The organism is Paraburkholderia sp. OAS925, assembly GCF_040543975.1.
Taxonomy (GTDB): domain Bacteria; phylum Pseudomonadota; class Gammaproteobacteria; order Burkholderiales; family Burkholderiaceae; genus Paraburkholderia; species Paraburkholderia graminis.
The window spans coordinates 1,670,097-1,690,039 of the sequence record NZ_JBEUNO010000002.1 but is presented as its reverse complement, the minus strand read 5'-3'; the positions used below and the strand labels follow the sequence as shown (position 1 = coordinate 1,690,039).

The following is a 19,943-nucleotide window of genomic DNA, read 5'->3' as shown; positions in this document are numbered from 1 at the left end:
ATCGACGACGACACCTTCCTCACCACCCTTTGCAACGCCGCCATGAAGCGGCGAATGGAGACTCGCATGACTGCCTCTTCGATTTCCGATGATCCCGTTGTGATCGTCGCTGCTGCCCGCACGCCGCTGGGTGGTTTCCAGGGCAACTTCGCTTCGCTGACGGCGCCTGTACTGGGCGCGCACGCGATCCGGGCCGCGGTGCAACGTGCCGGACTGCAACCCGACGCCGTCGATGAAGTGCTGATGGGCTGCGTGCTGCCCGCGGGCCTCGGCCAGGCGCCCGCGCGCCAGGCGTCGCTTGGCGCGGGTTTGCCGCTATCGGCGGGCTGCACCACGATCAACAAGGTCTGCGGCTCGGGGATGAAGGCGGCGATGCTCGCGCACGATCTGCTGCTCAGCGGCAGTCAACGAGTGATCGTTGCGGGCGGCATGGAATCCATGAGCAACGCGCCGTACCTGTTGCCCAAGGCACGCTCGGGTCAGCGTCTGGGACACGGCCAGGTACTCGACCATATGTTCTTCGACGGCCTGGAGGATCACTACGGCCTCGCCTCCGATGGCCGCCTCATGGGCACCTTCGCCGAGGACTGCGCGCGCCGTTTCGATTTCACACGCGAGGCGCAAGACGCGTTCGCTTCGACCTCCACGCTGCGCGCGCAGCAGGCGCAGCGCGACGGCCTGTTCCGCTGGGAGCTTGCGCCGATGACCGTGCCGGGTCGTAACGGCGAGATACTCATCGACGAGGATGAAGCGCCGGCGAAGGCGCAACTGGACAAGATCCCGAAACTCAAACCCGCGTTTGCAAAAGACGGCACGGTCACGGCCGCGAACTCGAGTTCCATCGCCGACGGTGCGGCGGCCCTGGTTCTGATGCGTCAGTCGACCGCACGCGAGCATGGCTTGACGCCGCTCGCCGTGATCCGCGGACACGCCACGCATTCGCAGGAACCGGCCTGGTTCACGACGGCGCCCGTCGGTGCGATTCAGAAGCTGCTCGCCAAGGTTGGATGGCGGGCGAGCGATGTCGACGTTTGGGAGATCAACGAGGCATTCGCTGTGGTGGTCATGGCCGCGATGCGCGAGCTGGCGCTTTCGCATGAGCGCGTGAACGTGCATGGCGGCGCTTGCGCGCTCGGTCATCCGATCGGCGCGACGGGCGCGCGGGTTATCGTGACGCTGTTGGGTGCGCTTCGGCAACGCGGTGGGAAGCGTGGGGTGGCTAGTCTTTGTATCGGTGGGGGGGAGGCTACGGCGGTGGGGGTGGAGGTGGGGTGAGGGGGATGCGAATCGGGAGGTAGTGTTGTGCGGGAGATTGGGTTCTAGGGGGCTGCGTCTGGGCTGTTCGGCGATGACCGGTTGTCGAGGACAGTCCAGCTGCCTCGGCACGCTCTTGGTGATGCCGGATGCGCCGGGACACAATCGGACACAATCGGTCATTCGACACGGCCCATCAATCGTTGACAATGTCGCGAAGTTAAGCAGATTTTGTACACGAAAAAAATGAACTGACTTGGGCATCGTAAACTCCATTGACCACCGACCGGCACAGGGATTGGGACCCGCACTGAGAGGACCTCTGCAGACTTCCTGATAGACGGACAGTCTTTGCTCGAAATGCCGGTGCAAAATGCTGGGGACACTCCGACTTCATGGGCTGCTTCGTGAGCGGTTATGCCGCAGAATGCGAACGCATGTCCGCGATGCTGCTAGACGCTCCGCGTGAGAGCGGAAAGCGCGTGCTGCTTTACATCTGCCCAGAGTGCGGCGACGTCGGCTGTGGTGCCTACTTGGCCCTTGTGCGGCGCCATCGCGAATCCTACGTCCGGGAACGCTTCGCGTACCAGACGAGCGAATCCACTTTGACGCCAGTTGAGAATTTTGGGCCGTTTGTTTTCAGAGCAAATCTACATACAGCCGCGTTGGTCTGCGCGTCGAGATTTGATGGAGCTGCGTAGGTTTGGGGCAACAGACGGCCCGAGTTCGGTCATGCGACCTGACGGTGCGTGTCTATCGGCGCGGCCGCTGTTATGTGACAGCTGGCTGTCGTTTCAGCTGGTAGGGTAAGCGATGGCCGCTTCATTCGATGGTCGAATCACGGCCGCCGCGGCTAAGTCCTCGTATCGACACGAGCACCCGCCTTCGAGAAACAGACTACTGTTTCGAGTAGAATCCAGCAAAAATCGTCTTCTGACGCTTATCGCGTTTTGATGCCATTTAACTCGTAAACGCAAAATACCGATGCTCACAGGCGCATTACGTACTCAAGTCGATTCCATCTGGAACGCTTTCTGGTCGGGGGGAATTTCGAATCCGCTCGAGGTCATGGAGCAAATAACCTACTTGTTGTTTCTCCGTCGCCTCGATGACATCCATACGCTGGAAGAGCGCAAAGCCACTGTCACCAAGAAGCCTATGGCGCGGCGCATTTTCCCCGACGGAAGCGACTCGGGCGGTCAGCCCTACGACAACATGCGCTGGTCTCGCTTCAAGCACTTTGCCGCGCAGGACATGTTCTCGCTAATCGACAAGCACGTGTTTCCGTTCTTGCGGACGATGAATGCGGACGGCTCGACGTACGCTCACCACATGCGCGATGCGCGGTTTACCATCCCGACACCAGGTTTGCTAGCCAAGGTCGTGGACATGCTCGACCACGTGCCGATGGAGGATCGCGACACGAAGGGCGATCTCTATGAATATATGCTCGGCAAGATTGCGAGCGCCGGGCAGAACGGCCAGTTCCGCACGCCGAGGCACATCATCCAGTTGATGGTCGAACTCACGGCGCCAGTGCCCGCCGACGTTATCTGCGATCCAGCCAGCGGTACATGTGGGTTTCTGGTGGCAGCCGGCGAATATCTGCGCGACAAGCACCCCGCGATGCTTCGCAACGCTGCCCAGCGAGAGCACTTCCACCACGGCATGTTTCACGGCTACGATTTCGACAACACAATGCTGCGAATCGGCAGCATGAACATGGCGTTGCATGGCGTAGACAATCCGGACGTCCGGTACAAGGATTCGCTTGCGCAAGGGCATGCGGAGGACGATGAGAAGTATTCGCTGATCCTCGCGAATCCGCCGTTTGCGGGTTCCTTGGACTATGAGAACACGGCGAAGGATTTGTTGAGCATCGTCAAGACGAAGAAGACGGAACTGCTGTTTCTCGCGCTGTTCCTGCGACTATTGAAGCCGGGCGGGCGGGCGGCGGTGATCGTGCCCGACGGCGTGCTGTTCGGATCGAGCAAGGCGCACAAGGAATTGCGTCGGCTGATCGTCGAAGATCAGAAGCTGGATGCGATCGTTTCGTTGCCCTCGGGCGTGTTCAAGCCTTACGCGGGCGTGTCCACTGCAATTCTGCTTTTCACCAAGACGAATTCGGGCGGCACGGATCACGTGTGGTTCTACGACATGAAGGCGGATGGGCGAAGTCTCGATGACAAGCGTCAGCCTTTGCTGAGCGAGGACAAGCTTGGCGTTGCGCCCGCGACGCCGTTGACAGATGCGGAGCACGAGAAGAACAATCCTGCCGGATGTGCTTGCGCGGTGGAAATTGCGCGAGACCACGGAGCGTCAGCGGGCGCGTACGGCACAGAGCTTTTGCGTGCCGAAGGCGGAAATCGTTGAGAAGGGTTATGACCTGTCTATTAACCGCTATAAAGAAGTAGTGCATGAAGCGGTCGAGCATTTGCCGCCGCTGGAAATTCTTGCGAAGTTGAGTGCGCTCGAAACGGAGATTCAGGCGGGGATGAAAGAGCTTGAGGGGATGTTGAAGTGAGAGACGTGCCGAAAGCGTGGCCCATTGTGGAACTGCGGGAGGTTGCTGAACAGTGTCTTGGAAAAATGCTCGATGCGAAGAAGAACAAAGGCTCGCTACAACCATATTTAGCCAACCCAAATGTGCGTTGGTTCGACGTCGACTTATCGAACACGAAGCTAATGCGTTTTGAAGCGCATGAAGACGAGAGATACGGACTTCGTGCCGGAGACATCGTTATTTGCGAAGGCGGAGAGGCCGGTCGCGCGGCTGTGTGGGATGGTCGTATTCCCAATATGAAGTTCCAGAAGGCGCTCCATCGAGTGCGGCCCGGAGCACGCCTTGATGCCCGATTTTTTGTGCATCGACTCAGGGCAGATTATGCAAGTGGACGGCTAGCTGATTACCATACGGGCGCCACTATAAAACACCTTACGGGACAGGATCTCGCGAGATATCGCTTCCCTTTGCCGCCTATCGAGGAACAACGCCGCATTGCCGCGATTCTCGATAAAGCCGACTCGTTGCGCACCAAGCGGCGCAAAGCAATGACGTATCTTGATAGCCTCGCACAATCAATTTTCGCGGAGATGTTTGGACATCCGATTGAGAATCCAAAGCGCTATCCGACAGAATCTTTAGTTGACGCGTGCCATTGCTATAGCGGCGGCACTCCATCGAAGTCTAATGAGTCTCTCTGGGATGGTGACCTACCCTGGTATAGTGCAAAGGACCTCAAGCACAACGACCTCTTTGACTCACAAGACCACATCAACAGATCGGTGACTCAAACGACGAATCTCAAGCTTCTGCCGAGCAATACGGTCGCAATCGTTGTGAGAGGGATGATTTTGGCACATACGTTTCCGGTCTGTGTCTTGAGAACGGAATCGACCATCAATCAAGACCTGAAGGCACTGATACCAAAGTTGTCCATTAATGCTCAATATCTCGCATTTTGCCTAAGGGCCCAGGCGAGCCACATTCTTCAGCAAGTGTCTGAGGCCGGACATGGCACCAAGCGACTAGACACTGAAGCTTTGCGCAATATTACGGTTATGCTTCCGAGCCTTGAATTGCAGGAAGAGTTCGCCGCGCGTATAGCCGCTATAGAGAAACTGTCTCGTTCGCATCAATCAGCGCAAGACGGGCTCAAAAGCCTCTTTCGCTCCCTCCAACATTGCGCCTTCACCCGCACCTTATAAAAACGCACAAAAAATGACCAACTTCGCCTTCCTCTCCCCCGAATGGTCCATGCTCTTCGACGCGGGCGACGAGGGCGGAGGCATCCGCGAACACCGACCCGCGCGCGTCGTGCTTCTACGCCCGCCGCGCGCTGGAGATCACGGTCGCATGGCTTTACACGCACGACAAAGCATTCAAGCTTCCGTATCAAGACAACCTCAGCGCATTGATCCACGAACCGACGTTCCGTCAAAACGTCGGCGAAGCGCTTTTCACCAAAGCGCGCTTCATCAAAGACCTGGGCAATCTCGCCGTACACGGCGTGAAGAAAATCGCCGTGTCAGACGCGCTCAACGCCACGCGCGAACTGTTTCATCTCTGCTATTGGCTTGCGCGTACCTACAGCCGCACGACTCGTCCTGCCCCGAGCCTCGCGTTCTCGCTCGATCTTATTCTCAAGCCCGTCACCGCAGCCCCGCCAGCGAAGACGCTCGAACAAATCCAGCGCCTCAACGAAGAACTCCACGCAAAGGACAAGCGCCTCTCAGACCTGCTCGCCGATAAGACCGCGCTCGACGAAGAACTTCAGAAATTGCGCGAAGAAGTTGCCGCTGCCAAGAAGACAAACAGCGCGCAACCGGACACGCACGACTACTCGGAAGCCGAAACGCGTCGAGCTTTCATCGACTTGATGCTTAAGGAAGCAGGCTGGACGCTTGACCCCGCGAAAGACCACGAAGTCGTAGTCACCGGCATGCCCAATAACCAGGGTGTAGGCAAAGTCGACTACGTGCTTTGGGCCGACGACGGCAAACCATTGGCCTTGATCGAAGCCAAGCGCACAACCAAGAGCCCGCTGGAAGGCGAACAACAGGCCAAGCTCTACGCCGATTGCCTCGAGAAGAAACACGGCCAGCGCCCGGTCATTTTCCTGTCGAACGGCTACGAGAACTGGATCTGGGATGATCAGTCCTATCCGCGACGCGCGCTGCAAGGCTTCTATAAAAAGTCAGAATTGGAACTGGTCATCCAACGCCGCACAAGCCGCAAGAAGTTGGCGGAAGCGGTCATCGATACCAGGATTGTCGAGCGGTTTTACCAAACGCGTGCCATTCGTCGCGTCGGAGAAACGTTCGAAGTCGAGAATCAGCGCAAAGCATTGCTTGTGATGGCGACAGGTACGGGCAAGACGCGCACGGTCATCGCGCTCGCCGATGTGCTGATGCGTTGCAACTGGGCCAAGCGTATTCTCTTCCTCGCGGACCGCGTGGCGCTCGTCAATCAGGCGGTCGGCGCGTTCAAGACGCACCTGCCAGATGCATCCCCGGTCAATCTCGTCACTGACAAGTACACCGAGGGGCGTGTGTTCGTATCGACTTATCCGACGATGATGGGACTCATCGACGAAGCCCACGACAGCGTGCGGCGCTTTGGCGTTGGCCACTTCGACCTCATCGTGATCGACGAAGCTCACCGCTCGGTATACCGCAAATATCGGGCTATCTTTGACTATTTCGACTCGATGCTCGTCGGCCTGACCGCCACGCCCAAGGACGAAGTCGACAAGGACACCTACAGCCTGTTCGACTTGGAAAAAGGCGTGCCCACGGACGCATACGGCCTCGACGAAGCCGTGGCGAATTCACATCTCGTGCCGCCTGTGCCGATTTCCGTCCCGCTCAAGTTTCAGCGTGAAGGCATTCGTTACGACGATCTCTCCGAGGAAGAGAAAGAGCAATGGGACGCCGTCGAATGGAACGAGGACGGCATCATGCCAGCCGAAGTCGATACCGAGGCGATGAACAAGTGGCTCTTCAATATCGATACCGTCGACAAGGCGCTTGAAGTGCTGATGACCAAGGGGCAGAAAGTGGCGGCCGGCGATCTGCTCGGTAAGACCATCATCTTCGCGAAGAACAACGATCACGCCGCGTTCATTGCGAAACGCTTTGACGCGAACTATCCGCAATACAAGGGACATTTTGCGCGCATGGTGACTTACAAGACCACGTACGCTCAATCGATCATTGACGACTTTGCGAAACCTGAGAAGATGCCGCATATCGCGGTTTCGGTCGATATGCTCGATACCGGCATCGACGTGCCGGAAATCGTCAATCTCGTCTTCTTCAAGGCGGTGCGCTCCAAGACGAAGTTCTGGCAGATGGTCGGACGCGGCACGCGCCTCCGCCCCGATCTGTTCGGTCCGGGCGAGGACAAGAAAAACTTCTTCATCTTCGACTTCTGCCAAAACCTTGAATTTTTTGGCGCCAGCCGGGATTTTGCTGAGGGCGCAACTACTGAACCACTCGGGACCAGACTGTTCAAAGCCCGCCTCGAAATGATCGGAGAGCTCGATCAGCGCTCGAAAGACGAGATAAACGAACCCGAACCGCCACCCTACGCAGACCCCGTTTCCGAAGGTCAATTGCGTGCAGCGACAGCCGCCCTGCTGCATTCGCAAGTTGCAGCGATGAATGTCGACAACTTCGTCGTTCGGCCGCGGCGCCAGTTCGTCGATAAATTCAGTAAGGCGGATGCATGGGCAATACTCTCGCCCGAAGACTTCCACGAATTGTCGGAGCGCGTGGCCGACTTGCCGACCGAACTGATTGACAGCGACGAAGAAGCCAAGCGCTTCGACATGCTGGTCTTGCGTGCCCAGCTCGCCATTCTACAAGCAGGCACCGGCTTCGCCGGACTACGCGAGAAGATTCAGCATATCGCTGGCGAACTGGAGGAACAGATTGCGATTCCCGCAATCAAGGCGCAAATCCGACTTATCAGTGAGGTCACGAGCGACGAATGGTGGGAAGACGTCACCCTGCCGATGCTTGAAACCGTGCGTCGTCGGCTCCGCGCGCTCATCAAGCTTATTCCGAAGACCAAAAAGAAGATCGTCTATACGAACTTTGAGGACGAACTCGGCGAAATGGTCGAAGTCACACTACCTCAGGTGACGGCAGGTCTCAACATGGCAAAGTTCAAGGAAAAGGCGAGAGCATTTTTGAGGGCACACGAAAACCATCTGGCTCTTCAGCGACTCCGTCGTAACCAGCCGTTGACAGCCGCCGACCTCCAGGAGTTCGAGAGGATGCTAGTCGAAGCAGGCGGTTCGCCAGCACTCATCAAGGCCGCGACAGAGCAAAGTGAGGGCCTGGGCATCTTTATCCGCTCGCTAGTAGGACTCGAACGTGAAGCCGCGATGCAGGCCTTCAGTGAGTTCGTCAGTGGAACGACCGCTACGCCGGATCAAATCGAATTCATTAACCTGGTTATCGAAGAACTGATCCAGAACGGGGTCATGGACGCGTCGCGTCTATATGAGACTCCGTTCGTGGACATATGTCCTTCTGGACCCGAGGCGATTTTCCTCGCGGATCAGGTCGTTCAGTTGGTTACGGTGCTGGATTCAATCCGTGCGAGGGCCGCCGCGTAGAACGCGTTATCTCAGCACAACGTTAACCATGCGACGAACGCACGCACCGACGGGTGCGGACGCCTCCCCCGCCTCGCATCCGCCCCCCTCACCCATGCAACCCCAACCCCTTCACCGCCTTATCCACCGCCTTCCTCGCCCCATGCACCGCGAGCCCCACTAAATCCAGATTACCCGCATCCTGAGCACGAAACACCTCACGATTCGCCGCATCGTGCCCAGTCGAAAACATCGCATGGACATACGGCACAATCTCGAGCTCGCGGTTAACTGCCTGCCGATGCGCAGCCTGCAAACCCGGCAAATCGGCGGCGAACACCAGCATCGGTTGCCCGAGCATGCGGCCATACCGACGTCCCGCAGCGTCCTCATAAGGCTCGCCTAGCGCGTCAGGTATCGCAGCCGCCACGCCCGTCGCGAGAAATGCGACGACGTTGAGTTTTTGCCACACCGCCAGATCGTCGCGCACGATCAGCGCCACTTTTGTGTCGAACATGAACGTCCCTCCTTGGAACGCTCATGGTCCACGATCCGCGGCGATCAGTCTGGAACGTTTGTGCACATGCGCCGATAGGCCGCCGGCGTCATCCGGTACGCGCGATGAAACCAGCGGCCAAGATGACTCTGATCCGAGAACCCGACAGCCGCCGCAACCTGCGCAGGCTGATGACCGCTCGCCAGCATTTGACGCGCGGCGCGCAGACGCAAACGCACCAGATACGCATGCGGCGACGTGCCGAACGCGCGCTTGAAGAGGCGCGTCAACCTGAACCGGTCGATGCCCGCAGCCGTCGCCAGTTCGTCGAGTCCGATATTGCCGGCCATCTGCTCGTGCAAAAGATCGCGCACGCGAAGCGCGGCGAGCGGTATCGCGGAGCCATTCGTCGACGGGGCATCAAGCACGTGGCCGCTGAGTTGCGTCAGCACGCGATCGAGCGCCTGGTCGCGCGCCAACCTGCCCTCGTCGTGATAAATGGCGAAAAAAGCCGCCCGAATTGCATCGACGAGATATTGGTCGTCCACCAGCGTATGGCTAAAGGCCGCCTCAACCCCGCGCAACCCTGGAAGATTCAGTTGACGCGCCGCGTGCTCGACCCAGCCTTGCGGCAGGTACAACGCGGCATACGTGAAGCCGCTCGCCTCCGGCGCGTGACCGTCATGCAGCGCGCCGGGCTCGATCAGGATCGCCCGACCCGGTGTGCTCGTGTGCAAAGACCGGTGGCACTGAAAACGTTGGACGCCTTGCTCCGTGTAGCCGATCAACATGTCGTCGTGATCGTGCGGATCGTAGGCGTGGCCTCTGAAATGCGCACGCAGCCCTTCAATGCCCGTCTCGGGATCGCGCCGCGCGACGAGCCAGTGATCGGTCCGCTCGTTAAACACGGTTGCGCCTGTCATCGCTTACTCCAATGGTGTCGGCATATTGCGTTAGCGCACGACTACTGCGTAAATGCGTTCCCTATGCCCGATCATCTGAACCTCGATGAGTCGCCGTATCGCGTCTTCGCAAGCGACTCGTTGATCAGCCAAAGCGGACAAAGCGGACAAAGCGGACCCTAAGCGAGCTCCCGCAATTCCCGCTCACGCTCACGCCCGCAGCGCCTTCGCAAGATCGGCCAACCGATACGGCTTTTGCACGAATATCAGATCCCGCAGTTCACTCTTCTCGTCGTGCAGCGGAGCCGGCGAATAGCCCGACGTGAGCACCACCCTGATCGCCGGATAGTGCGCGCGCACGAGTTGCGCCAGTTCCAGCCCGCTCATGCCGTGGGCCATCGAGATGTCGGTGAAGACAACGTCGATGTCAGCCCGCTCCTCGAGAATCAGCGCCGCCTCCGACGCACTGCTCGCCGGCACCACCTCATAGCCGATGTTCATCAACAGTTCGGACGCAACGCCGAGCACGTCGGGCTCGTCCTCGACCAGCAAAACGGTCTCATGCCTTGCCGTCGACGGCAGACCGACGGCTGCCGGCGGCTCCGCGACCGGCAGATAAAGATCGACCGTCGTGCCCTTGCCCACTTCGCTCGATAGATGCACGTCGCCGCCCGACTGGGCGATAAACCCGTACACCTGGCTCAAGCCCAGTCCCGTGCCCTTGCCTGGCTGCTTGGTCGTGAAAAACGGCTCGAACGCCTGCGCGAGCACGTCCTCCGACATGCCGCTACCGGTATCCGCAACCGAAATGCGGACGTAGTGCCCGGCAGGCAGCGCCGGGGTCACTTCCGTCTCCGACTGCACCGTGTCGGTGGTAATCGTGACCGCGCCGCCGGTCGGCATGGCGTCGACCGCGTTGACAACCAGATTGAGCAGCGCCGCCTCGAAACGCGCGGCATCGACGGATGCGAAAGCGTGCGTGGCATGCAGGCCAAGCTCGACATGCGTGTTGCGGTTGCCGGCGCGCGAGAGCATGGGCGTGAACTCGCGAATCAATCCGTTCAGGTCGTGTACCTGCGCCTGCAACGGCTGTTGCCGCGCGAACGACAGCAACTGCTGCGTCAGCGACGCGCCGCGGTCGATCGCCCGCCGCATCCCGTCGATCATTTTCTTGTCGAGCGGCGTGCGCGCCTGCAGCGCGAGCACCTCGAGACCGTTGGACAGCACGGCCAGCAGATTGTTGAAGTCGTGCGCGACGCCGCCCGTCAGCCGCCCGATCGCCTCCATCTTCTGCGCCTGGAACAGCGCGGCGTTGGCTTTCTCGAGCGCGGCCGCGGCTTCCTTGCGCTCGGTGATGTCGCGCGTCACCTTTGCAAATCCGACGAGAGAACCCGCTTCGTCGCGGATCGCATCCACCACGACGTGCGCCCAGAAGCGGCTGCCGCCTTTGCGAACCCGCCATCCTTCGCGTTCGGCACGGCCTTCTCTCGCCGCGATCGCGAGTATCTGCGCGGGCGCGCCGGCCGCTTTGTCCTCGTCCGTGTAGAAACGCGAGAAATGCTCGCCGATGATCTCCGACTGCCGATACCCCTTGATCCGCTCGGCGCCGACGTTCCAACTCGTGACAACTCCGGCAGGCGAAAGCATGAATATCGCGTAGTCAGTGACGCCCTGAACGAGAATCCGGAACTGCTCCTCTGTTTCGCGCGTCACATCCTGCCTGTCGTCACTCTGACTCATAAGGGTTGTTCCAAATCGGTAAAAAATGTACTTACCGGACTCATTTTACCCTCGGCACGCGCGGACGGTTCGAGCGGCAACCGGAAGCCTGTTTGCTTGCTGATGGCGCCGCTATCGAATTGAAGATGAAGGTCGCGCGCATTCGGCAACACGTCGTTGAATGCGACCGCACGCCGCACACCGCGCATCCCTGATAATCTTAGCGTCCTGGCCCCGCGGCGCGGCAGTTGGACGCGCGCCGCATTGCCGTCGACCGAACTCCGATGCCGCCACTGTTTCGCCGCTTACTACTGCTTTACCACGCGCTGCGATATGGCGCGCGCCTGCTCTGGCTCGCCGCGCCGTCCGATCGCAAGCTCCACTGGATGATCGAACTCGTCGGCCGCGTGCATGCGTCGGCGGACAGCGCGCGCAGCGTGCACGGCCTGCTGCCGGCGCTCGGCCCGCTTGCCGGCCGTTTCGCGAAGACGCTAGTCGAGCGTCCGGAACTGGCGAACGCGACATTGCACGACGCCATCGACGCCGTCGATCATCTCGAAACGCCGCTGCCGCCGCGCGAATCCGAGGAGGCGCTGGCGCGCGCGTTCGGCCGCCCGCTCGCCACGCTTTTCAGCGCGGTGGACCTGGTTCCGGTGCGCAGCGGTTTTGCCGAACAGACGCATTTCGCTCGGCTCATCATGCCCGTCAACGGTCATCGCGAGGTGGCGATCAAGCTGCTGCGCGCCGGCCAGTTGCAGCAGATCGGCGACGAACTCGCGCTGTTGCGCTGGGTCGCGCGCTGGCTGGAAAAAGTGTCCGGCACGGCGCGCCGCCTGCGGCTGCGGGCGCTCGCGCAAACCTTCACCGACGACATCCTGCGCCGCTTCGATCTGCGCGCCGAAGCCGCCAATCTGAGTCAGACCGGCCATCATTTCGACGGCGACACGCGCATCGTCGTGCCCAACGTGATCTGGGACCTGTGCACGCCCCTCACGCTCACCATGCAGCGCATCGACACGCTGCCGGCGAGCGACCTGAGCGGCCTGCACGCGCATCACGTGAAACTCGCGCCGCTCGCCGCGCATATCGTCGAAGTCGTCACCGAGCAGGCTTTCGAACACGGCTTCTTTCATGCGACGCTCGACGCGCGGCGGGTTCGCGTGAGCATCGAACCGGATTCGCTGGGCCGCCTCGTGCTGGCCGAGTTTTCGATCATGTCGAGCCTGTCGACCGGCGAGCGCGAGTTCTTCGTGCATGGCGCGACTGCGCTGTTCGAGCAGGACTATGGACGGCTCGCGGAACTGCATCGCGACGCGGGACACGTGCCGCACGACACGCGCGCCGAGCTGCTCGAAGCGGAGTTGCGCACGCGTGCCGAAGCGCATTTCGCGGCGGCGCCAGAGGACCGTTCGGCGGGCTCGCTGTTTCATCATCTGCTGCACGCGGTGCATCCGTTCGACGGCACGGTATCGAGTCGCCTCGCCACCGCGCAACGCTCGTTCCAGCAGGCCGAAATGCTGGCGCGTGCGCTGCATCCGGGCGTCGATACATGGAATATCGCGCGCGGTGTGCTCGCGGATATTGCGCGGCGCGACGTCGATCATCGCGGCTGGTTCAAGCGCATTTCACGCGAACTGCCGCATCTCGCGCACATGCTGCCGCGCGTGCCGCAACTGGCGGTGCGCTATCTGCAGCACGAGCACGATCGCGCGCGCTCGCCGGGGCAGAATGCTCGACTGCTTGCCGAGATCGGCCGCGAATATCGGCGCACGCGCGCGCTGTTGTGGGCATGTGTGTTGTGCGGCGGCGTCCTCGGTGCGGGCACCGTGTTGTTGATGTGGTGATGTTGGCGTGACGCGTTGATGTGTTGATGTGCGCTTGCGCGGCCCGTCGCGTTCTGCCGATCAAAACTTCGCGGGTCCGCTACATGCTCGTACGATCGCGGAAGCCGTTCTTCATCAGAAAGCACTGCGCCACAAGCAAGGAGCAAGACAACCATGAAGCAGACCGATCCAGCCACTGTTCAGACCAACATCGCGGCGGAAATGCACGTTAGCGCCGGCTTCGACGCCAACGAGGAAATCGAGCGCCGCATCTCTTTTCTCGCGAACTATCTGCGCAGCAACGGCCTGAAGACGTACGTGCTCGGCATCAGCGGCGGCGTGGATTCGACGACGGCCGGGCGCCTCGCGCAACTGGCCGTCGAGCGCTTGCGCGCGGAAAATTACGACGCGCGTTTCGTCGCGATACGCCTGCCGCACGGCGAGCAGAAAGACGAGGCCGACGCGCAGCAGGCGCTTGCCTTCATTCGCGCGGACGAGACGCTGACCATCGACATCAAGCCCGCCGCCGACGCGATGCTCGCGTCGCTGCATCAAAGCGGCCTGCCGTTCGCGGACGAAGCGCAGGAAGACTTCGTGCACGGCAACATCAAGGCGCGGCAAAGAATGATTGCCCAGTACGCGGTGGCGAGCACGCGCACGGGCGTGGTGATCGGCACGGATCACGCGGCTGAATCGCTAATGGGATTTTTTACGAAGTTCGGCGACGGCGGCGCCGATGTGCTGCCGCTCGCGGGACTCAACAAGCGCCGCGTGCGTGCGGTCGCGAAGGCGCTCGGTGCCTCGGACGCGCTCGCGCACAAGGTGCCGACCGCGGACCTCGAAGCGTTGCGCCCGCAACGGCCCGACGAAGATGCCTACGGCGTACCGTACGAGACGATCGACGACTTCCTGGAAGGCAAACCGGTCAGCGACGAGGCACGCAACATCATCTTGCGTTTCTACGATGTGACGCGGCACAAGCGCGCGCTGCCGTACACGCCGTTCGACTGGCCCGCGCCCACGAGCGAAGCGTGAGCCGCAACGCCAACCGCCGCTCAGCGCTTAGTGCGCGGGCGGCTGGGCGGGCGGCGAGTCGTCGGTGAAAAGATCGGCGCTCGCCTCGAGCGCCATTCCGCCGAGGTGCTTGCCATGAATCTGCCGCGCGATGACTTCGCCGACATACGGCACTTGCGCATCGAGTTCGACCGTGGCGTAGGCGCCAGGCGTGCCCGCGTCGACGACCTCGACGTTGCGCGCGTAATGCCCCAGCTCGTGCTTGAGGAATTCGCGCACTTCCTGCTCGGTGCACGACGGCGCGATGTTGCGCACGATCAGGTTCATGCTGCCTACTCCTGGCGGCTGCCGCCGGACCTGTCGACGCGCACGCGCGCCGGGCGCAATGCCGCGCGTTGTCTCGCCTGTGCGGCGGCCAGTTCGCGGATGAGTGCGGCGCCCGCCGCGCCGAGCGCGGCCAATGACAGGTAGAAAGCGATCATTTGAATCTCCGATATTCCGCGCGGTATTCCGATGAGCCCGCCGGGGTCCTGTTTAAGGATAGCCACTTACGATCGGACACGCGATGCGACGCGGCGTCACCATGACAAGCTCGCACCGGGTAGCACGATCAATGTGCACTGTACCTGAACCGCGCCCTTTCCGTTCGGCAGCAACACTGTTTTGACTAACTGCGCCGCGGCGCCTGGAAATTGTGCTGAACATTGCGCGTGCAGACGCGGGTTGCAAGAAGCGGACCGCGGCATGCATGCCGGAGTTCGTTGCGCCGATCGGCGAACGGAAGCTGCTGCTCGCCGCGCGAGCGTCAGTCCGCGTCCTGCACGTTGGCCGCGCTCACCCACCACGCGTTCTTGCCTTGCGGCAATGCGACCAGCACCGCGGACGGATCGTCCACGCCGTCGTCCGCCACTTCGCACACGGCAAGTCCGTCGGGCAAATGCTTCACTTCCCCTGCCGACTGAAAGAGCGCGATGCGCTGCGCGTTCAGCGGACGCAGTTGACGATAGACATCGAAGCTGATGGCCGCGGGCACATCGCCGCGAATTTGCAGCGCGTCGGCTTTGCCGCAATGCGCCGGCTCGGCGGCGAACACGGGCGCGGCGCCGACGGCGCATGCAACGCTCAGCACGGCAAGCGTCGCTGCGGCAAGACGTGAATAAGTCATGGTAATTCTCCAGGAATGAGTTGATTCGGCGAGTTCGATGCGAAAGCCGCGTGCTGAAAGACGGCAAGCGGCGACGACAAGTAAGTAATGCGGGCTGGCGGCACGCGCTGACAAAAAGCGTTTGTGGGTCACGCCCGCAAAGTTGGAGACAGGATCGAGCGTTCCGGCGCATTCAACCTTTTTCGCAAGCGCCGCGCGATCCGCGCCGACACCAACCGTTACGGCTGCGTGCCGCGCCCCGCTGCGCGCCCGCTGTCGGCGCTCGTCGCAACATCCAGCCGGCTGATGTCGCAAGACTCCTGGCTAAAGCCAGAATAGACCACCGACCAATCACCGACGATCGCCGCCTGCGCTTCCGCAAGACTCAACTTGCCTTCGCAGACGCAGCGCTTGAGCATGACCGCCGCGCGCGCCTTGCGCCGCTCGCCCTGCCGTCCCGCCCAGGGCAGAAGGCCGAGATTGGACGGCGCGTCCGGCGAGCCGCCGAGCACCACGGGCACGCGCCGATCGAGCGCGAACTCGGCGCCGTCGTCTGCGTCGATGCCGCGCTCCGCGAGCATCCGGTCCTTGTGCGCCATCAGTTCATCGAACGGCGGCGAGACCGCGCTCGCATAGCCAGGGCGGCAAATCGTCTCGCGGATGGATTGCTGCGTCACGCGTTCGTCGAGCATGGCCGCGTCCTGCGCATACACTGCGCCGACGCGCACTGCGAGCAGCGCGGCAAGACCCAGCGTCAGCGTGAAACGCGCGCGCCACGCGCGCCGCCGCGCGAACGCAACTGCGCGCGGTCGAAAAGTACTGCCTATGTGGTCGCCGGAAGCCTCGCCGCGACGCCTGTCTGCAATGCCTGCCTTCATTCGTCGGCGCGCCTGTCGAGGCACGCGGTAGTTCAATTCGCAAGGCAATTAAAACACATTCGATACGCATACGGAAAAAACCGCCGACTCTGAGCGGTGCGCCGGAGCGCTACCAACTTTCCACGGCGACCGCGACAGCCGCCGTGGAACCCCGCGTTTTGGCTATTGCGCCGTGCGCGCCTGCAGTGCCCGGATGCGGCTAAGTGCCTCAGTGTTGGCCACCGTCGAGTCATACATGTGCGCGAGGTCCGCCTTCAGCGCGGTGCGCGAGCCGCCGTCGAGATAAATCATGTGGCCCGACGGATAAAAGCGCGCCGACAGGTTCTGCCGCACCTGCTGACTGAGCAGCGGCATTTGCTGCAAGTCGAGCACCGTCTGATAGAACGGCGTGACGAAATCATAAAAGCCGTTTGCCGACAGCACCTTCAGATCGGGATTGAGCGCCATGACCGCCGCGAGGTCGCCGGCCGTGTAGAGAATCACGTTGCCCTTGTCGTCCACGCCCTTCTGCGCGCCGGTCGGGTCGATGTGGCTGAAGTCCCAGAACTGGAACGCCTGATCGTTGAGATCCGTGAAGGCCGAGTTCGACGTGTACTTCAACTGCTCGTTCAGATAGACGTTCCACATCGTCGTATAGACGCCGGACACGGCCGTCATGGTCGGATCGTTGCCGCCCGAGTTCGGATCGATCTTGCCCGCAATGCCGGTGCCGATGGCGGTGACGCGGCCGTCGTAAGCGCCCAGCACGAGACCCTTGGACTTGAGCAGCGTGGTCAGGAACAGCGAATTGCCGCGGCTGTCGTACGACGCTATGTCGAGGCTCCACGCAAGCAAGGTCGTCTTGTCGATGCCGGTGTATTCGGCGAGCTTTTCGACCGTCGCTGCGTCGGTGGTCGGGAATTTGCGCAGCGCCGCGAGGTAATCGGTGCGGGCGAACTGCGCGACTTCCTCGGCGAACGCGCCGAGATCGGTCGGCCGCGGCGCGATGCCGAGCTTCTTGTGATACCACGCGTCGGCGGCGGCCGTGGGCAGCGCGCCGACCGGATTACCGGCCTGCGTGTAATCGAGTATCGACGATTGCAGCGTGATGCCGTTCAGATCGACGCCGCCTTCGTGCAACCGGTAAGCGACCACGCAGCTTCGCGCGGTGCCGTACGACTCGCCGAACAGATACTTCGGCGAATTCCAGCGATTGTTCTTCGTCAGAAAGCGCTTGATGAACTGCGCGATCGAATCGGCGTCCTGGTCGACGCCCCAGAAGTCGCGGTTCTTCTTCGGCGCGACGGCCGCGGAATAGCCGGTTCCGACCGGGTTGACGAAAATCAGGTCGCTCTTGTCGAGCAGGCTGTCGGGGTTGTCTTCGATCGTGTACGGCGCGGGCGGCGTGAAGTTCGGCATCGACGTCCTGATGCGGCGCGGCCCGAACGAGCCGAGCAGCACGAACACCGCGGAAGAACCGGGGCCGCCGTTATAGAAGAACGTGAGCGGCCGGGTTTCCTCTTTCTGGTTGTCCTGCGTGAACGCGACGTAGAACATCCGCGCGGCGGGCTGCGAACTGCTCGGGTCGACGATCACCAGATGGCCGACCGTCGCCGTGTAGTCGATCTTTTTGCCGTCTATCGTGACCGAGTGATGCGTGATCGCAGCGTTCTCGTCGGTCGCGGTGACGGAATCGTCGGGGCCGTTGCCGTAGGCGACCGGATCGAAGAAGGGCTGGTCGCCCGCCTTGTGCTTGCCCGCCGCTGCCGGCCTGGCTGACGCTTCGGAATTGTGCGGCGACTGCGGACTAACGGACGCTGGCTCTGTGCTTGTCATGATCGCTCCATGGGTACGTTCACGTCTTGTGCCGGTGCTGCGGGACTCGTGCCGATCGACTCGCTAGACAACTCGCCGATCAACCTGCTGACTATAGTGCGGCAGCCACTTTCTGACCATTGGGACTGCCGAGTCCCGTGCAGGCGTCCCAGCCCTTGGACGCCGCGAAGCTGCCGTTATTGCCCTGCGTGATGTCGTTGCACACGCCCGCCGCCTTGTACAGCTTCGGATTCACGAAGCCCGCCGGCGCGCCCTTCGCCGCATTGATGCGCGCAATCAGCGCGGCCCACAGCGGCGCGACCGCGCTCGTGCCGCCCACCACCGTTTGCGTGCCGCCGACCAGCACCGTGTAGCCGGTAAGCGGCGAGGCATCGCCGGCGACATCGGGCACGCCGCGCTTCGCAAGCGGCTTCTTGCCGCCCGCCGACAACGCCACCGAAAGCCCCTCCTGCCACGCCGGCAACGCAAACGCGCCGCTCACGCCACCGCCGCCCGCGCCGCCTTGCGGTCCGTCGTTCCACACCACCTCGTGCGTAATCGACGTGCCGGACGCGGTGAGGCTCGTGCCGCCGCACGCGAGCACATACGGGCTCGCCGCCGGAAAGTCGACGTTATCGCCGCCATTGGCGCCGTCGCTCGAGCCGCTGTCGCCCGACGCCGCGCACACCGTCACGCCGAGCGCCGCCGCGGTTTGCAGCACGCTGTTGAACGCCTTCAGCGACTGGCTCGTCCAGATCGACTCCGGCCCGCCCCAACTGATCGAAATCACCGACGGCTTGTTGACCGTGTCGTGCACCGCGCGGCTCACCGCGTCGATAAAACCGGCGTCGCTGTTCGGCGCGAAGTACACCGCGATAGTCGCGCCCGGCACGATGGCGCCGACAATCTCGATGTCGAGCGTGACCTCGCCGTCCGGCCCGTTCGGGTCACCGGTCGGTTCGTTGCGCGCCTGGTCGACGCTGACCGATTTCACCGTCGGCGAAGGCACGCCGAGGCTCGCGAAGTACGACTTCAGATCCGCCGGATCGTAACCGCCGCCCAGCTCGATGATGCCGACACACTGGCCGCTGCCGTCGCCCTGCGGAAACTTGTAGAGCGACGCCAACTGCAGCGGCGTGAACGAAGCCTGATGTGTTTTAGCCGGCCTGAACGGCGGACGAATGCGAAAGTGCGGCCGCGCCTGCGGGCGGTTGTCGAGCCCGAGCACCGCCTCGACGACGTCGTGCAGATCGTCCGGCACGTTGACCGCGCCGGTCCGTCCGCGGAATTCGCCGGACGTATGGTGCTGATACTTTTCGAGCTTGACTTCGAACGCGCTCTGGAACTGCGCGACAGTGCCCGACAGCAGCACCGAGCGCGCGGCCAGATCTTCGCGCACCACCGTCAGCCCATGCGCGGCGGCAAATGCCTTGACTTTGGCGACGTCGTCGGGGGCTGCGCCGTAGTCTTTGGCCATCGCCTCGCGCGACAGCGGCTTCACGTTGGGGTCGCCGGCTTCGATCCGGCTCATCAGCGCGTCGAACTGCGCCTGCTGCTGACGGCGCAGCATCACGAAGACCTCGATCTTCTCCGATGGATCGCAGTCGCCGATGAGTTTGGAACCTCGTTCTACGTTGCGCTCGCTTCCGGGCAGCGGATGCTTGGTGGCCATGTGCGACTCTCCTCTTGGCATGACGGCGCCGGATGCGAGACGGACCGGCGCACGCGCCCATCCACTCAACGCCCGACGACAGCTATTGGAAGGTGCTGCATGCGAAGCGCGGCATGCGAGACTTCGCAAACCTTCGGACCA

The 19,943-nt window shown here is 61.9% G+C and carries 13 protein-coding genes and 2 pseudogenes; 6 read left to right on the top strand and 9 right to left on the bottom strand.

Translation table 11 applies throughout. The annotated features are described in order from the left end of the window. Positions 1–66: 66 nt before the first annotated feature. The 4 genes and pseudogenes from ABIE53_RS26345 to ABIE53_RS26330 all read left to right on the top strand — a co-directional run bounded on the left by ABIE53_RS26345 (position 67) and on the right by ABIE53_RS26330 (position 8,381). A complete protein-coding gene (locus tag ABIE53_RS26345) occupies positions 67–1,275 on the top strand; it encodes an acetyl-CoA C-acetyltransferase (protein ID WP_192699246.1) in 1,209 nt (402 codons plus the stop codon). A 963-nt stretch (positions 1,276–2,238) separates the two neighbouring features. Beyond that, positions 2,239–3,778 (top strand): annotated as a pseudogene (locus ABIE53_RS26340) (type I restriction-modification system subunit M). Then, the gene (locus tag ABIE53_RS26335) at positions 3,775–4,962 is read left to right on the top strand and encodes a restriction endonuclease subunit S (protein WP_192699248.1); all 1,188 of its coding nucleotides are present in this window, start codon (positions 3,775–3,777) and stop codon (positions 4,960–4,962) included. Before ABIE53_RS26340 ends, ABIE53_RS26335 begins: the two are co-directional and overlap by 4 nt. A 13-nt stretch (positions 4,963–4,975) precedes the next feature. Next, positions 4,976–8,381, top strand: a pseudogene (locus ABIE53_RS26330) (DEAD/DEAH box helicase family protein). An 88-nt stretch (positions 8,382–8,469) separates the two neighbouring features. Here ABIE53_RS26330 and ABIE53_RS26325 read toward each other — a convergent pair. The 3 genes from ABIE53_RS26325 to ABIE53_RS26315 form a co-directional block, all read right to left on the bottom strand. After that, positions 8,470–8,877 (bottom strand): DUF2000 domain-containing protein, encoded by a 408-nt coding sequence (locus ABIE53_RS26325; RefSeq protein WP_192699250.1) that lies wholly within the window; start codon positions 8,875–8,877, stop codon positions 8,470–8,472. Positions 8,878–8,921: 44 nt separating this feature from the next. Continuing rightward, positions 8,922–9,779, bottom strand: a complete 858-nt coding sequence (locus ABIE53_RS26320) for an AraC family transcriptional regulator (protein ID WP_006052083.1) — start codon at positions 9,777–9,779, stop codon at positions 8,922–8,924. 189 nt (positions 9,780–9,968) lie between these two features. Continuing rightward, the gene (locus tag ABIE53_RS26315) at positions 9,969–11,498 is read right to left on the bottom strand and encodes a PAS domain-containing hybrid sensor histidine kinase/response regulator family protein (protein WP_114157028.1); all 1,530 of its coding nucleotides are present in this window, start codon (positions 11,496–11,498) and stop codon (positions 9,969–9,971) included. Positions 11,499–11,761: 263 nt separating this feature from the next. Between ABIE53_RS26315 and ABIE53_RS26310 the strand changes: the two genes are divergently transcribed. Further along, complete coding sequence (locus ABIE53_RS26310) at positions 11,762–13,321, top strand: ABC1 kinase family protein (protein ID WP_006052081.1); 1,560 nt, start codon at positions 11,762–11,764, stop codon at positions 13,319–13,321. A gap of 153 nt (positions 13,322–13,474) precedes the next feature. Then, positions 13,475–14,335 (top strand): NAD(+) synthase, encoded by an 861-nt coding sequence (gene nadE, locus ABIE53_RS26305; protein ID WP_107707554.1) that lies wholly within the window; start codon positions 13,475–13,477, stop codon positions 14,333–14,335. A 27-nt stretch (positions 14,336–14,362) separates the two neighbouring features. Here the strand turns inward: nadE and ABIE53_RS26300 are convergent, their stop codons facing one another. From ABIE53_RS26300 to ABIE53_RS26275, 6 genes are all read right to left on the bottom strand, one after another. Continuing rightward, positions 14,363–14,641, bottom strand: a complete 279-nt coding sequence (locus ABIE53_RS26300; RefSeq protein WP_006052079.1) for an RNA-binding protein — start codon at positions 14,639–14,641, stop codon at positions 14,363–14,365. A gap of 5 nt (positions 14,642–14,646) precedes the next feature. Further along, positions 14,647–14,796 (bottom strand): hypothetical protein, encoded by a 150-nt coding sequence (locus ABIE53_RS26295; protein ID WP_006052078.1) that lies wholly within the window; start codon positions 14,794–14,796, stop codon positions 14,647–14,649. A gap of 323 nt (positions 14,797–15,119) precedes the next feature. Then, positions 15,120–15,479 (bottom strand): hypothetical protein, encoded by a 360-nt coding sequence (locus tag ABIE53_RS26290; RefSeq protein ID WP_006052077.1) that lies wholly within the window; start codon positions 15,477–15,479, stop codon positions 15,120–15,122. A 218-nt stretch (positions 15,480–15,697) separates the two neighbouring features. Then, positions 15,698–16,336, bottom strand: a complete 639-nt coding sequence (locus ABIE53_RS26285) for a hypothetical protein (protein WP_029966092.1) — start codon at positions 16,334–16,336, stop codon at positions 15,698–15,700. A gap of 162 nt (positions 16,337–16,498) precedes the next feature. Further along, positions 16,499–18,151: a S10 family peptidase gene (locus ABIE53_RS26280; RefSeq protein ID WP_006052075.1), complete on the bottom strand. Its 1,653-nt coding sequence runs from the start codon at positions 18,149–18,151 to the stop codon at positions 16,499–16,501. 91 nt (positions 18,152–18,242) lie between these two features. Next, on the bottom strand, positions 18,243–19,802 hold the full coding sequence (locus ABIE53_RS26275) for a S53 family peptidase (protein ID WP_006052074.1): 1,560 nt from the start codon (positions 19,800–19,802) through the stop codon (positions 18,243–18,245). Positions 19,803–19,943: the final 141 nt, after the last annotated feature.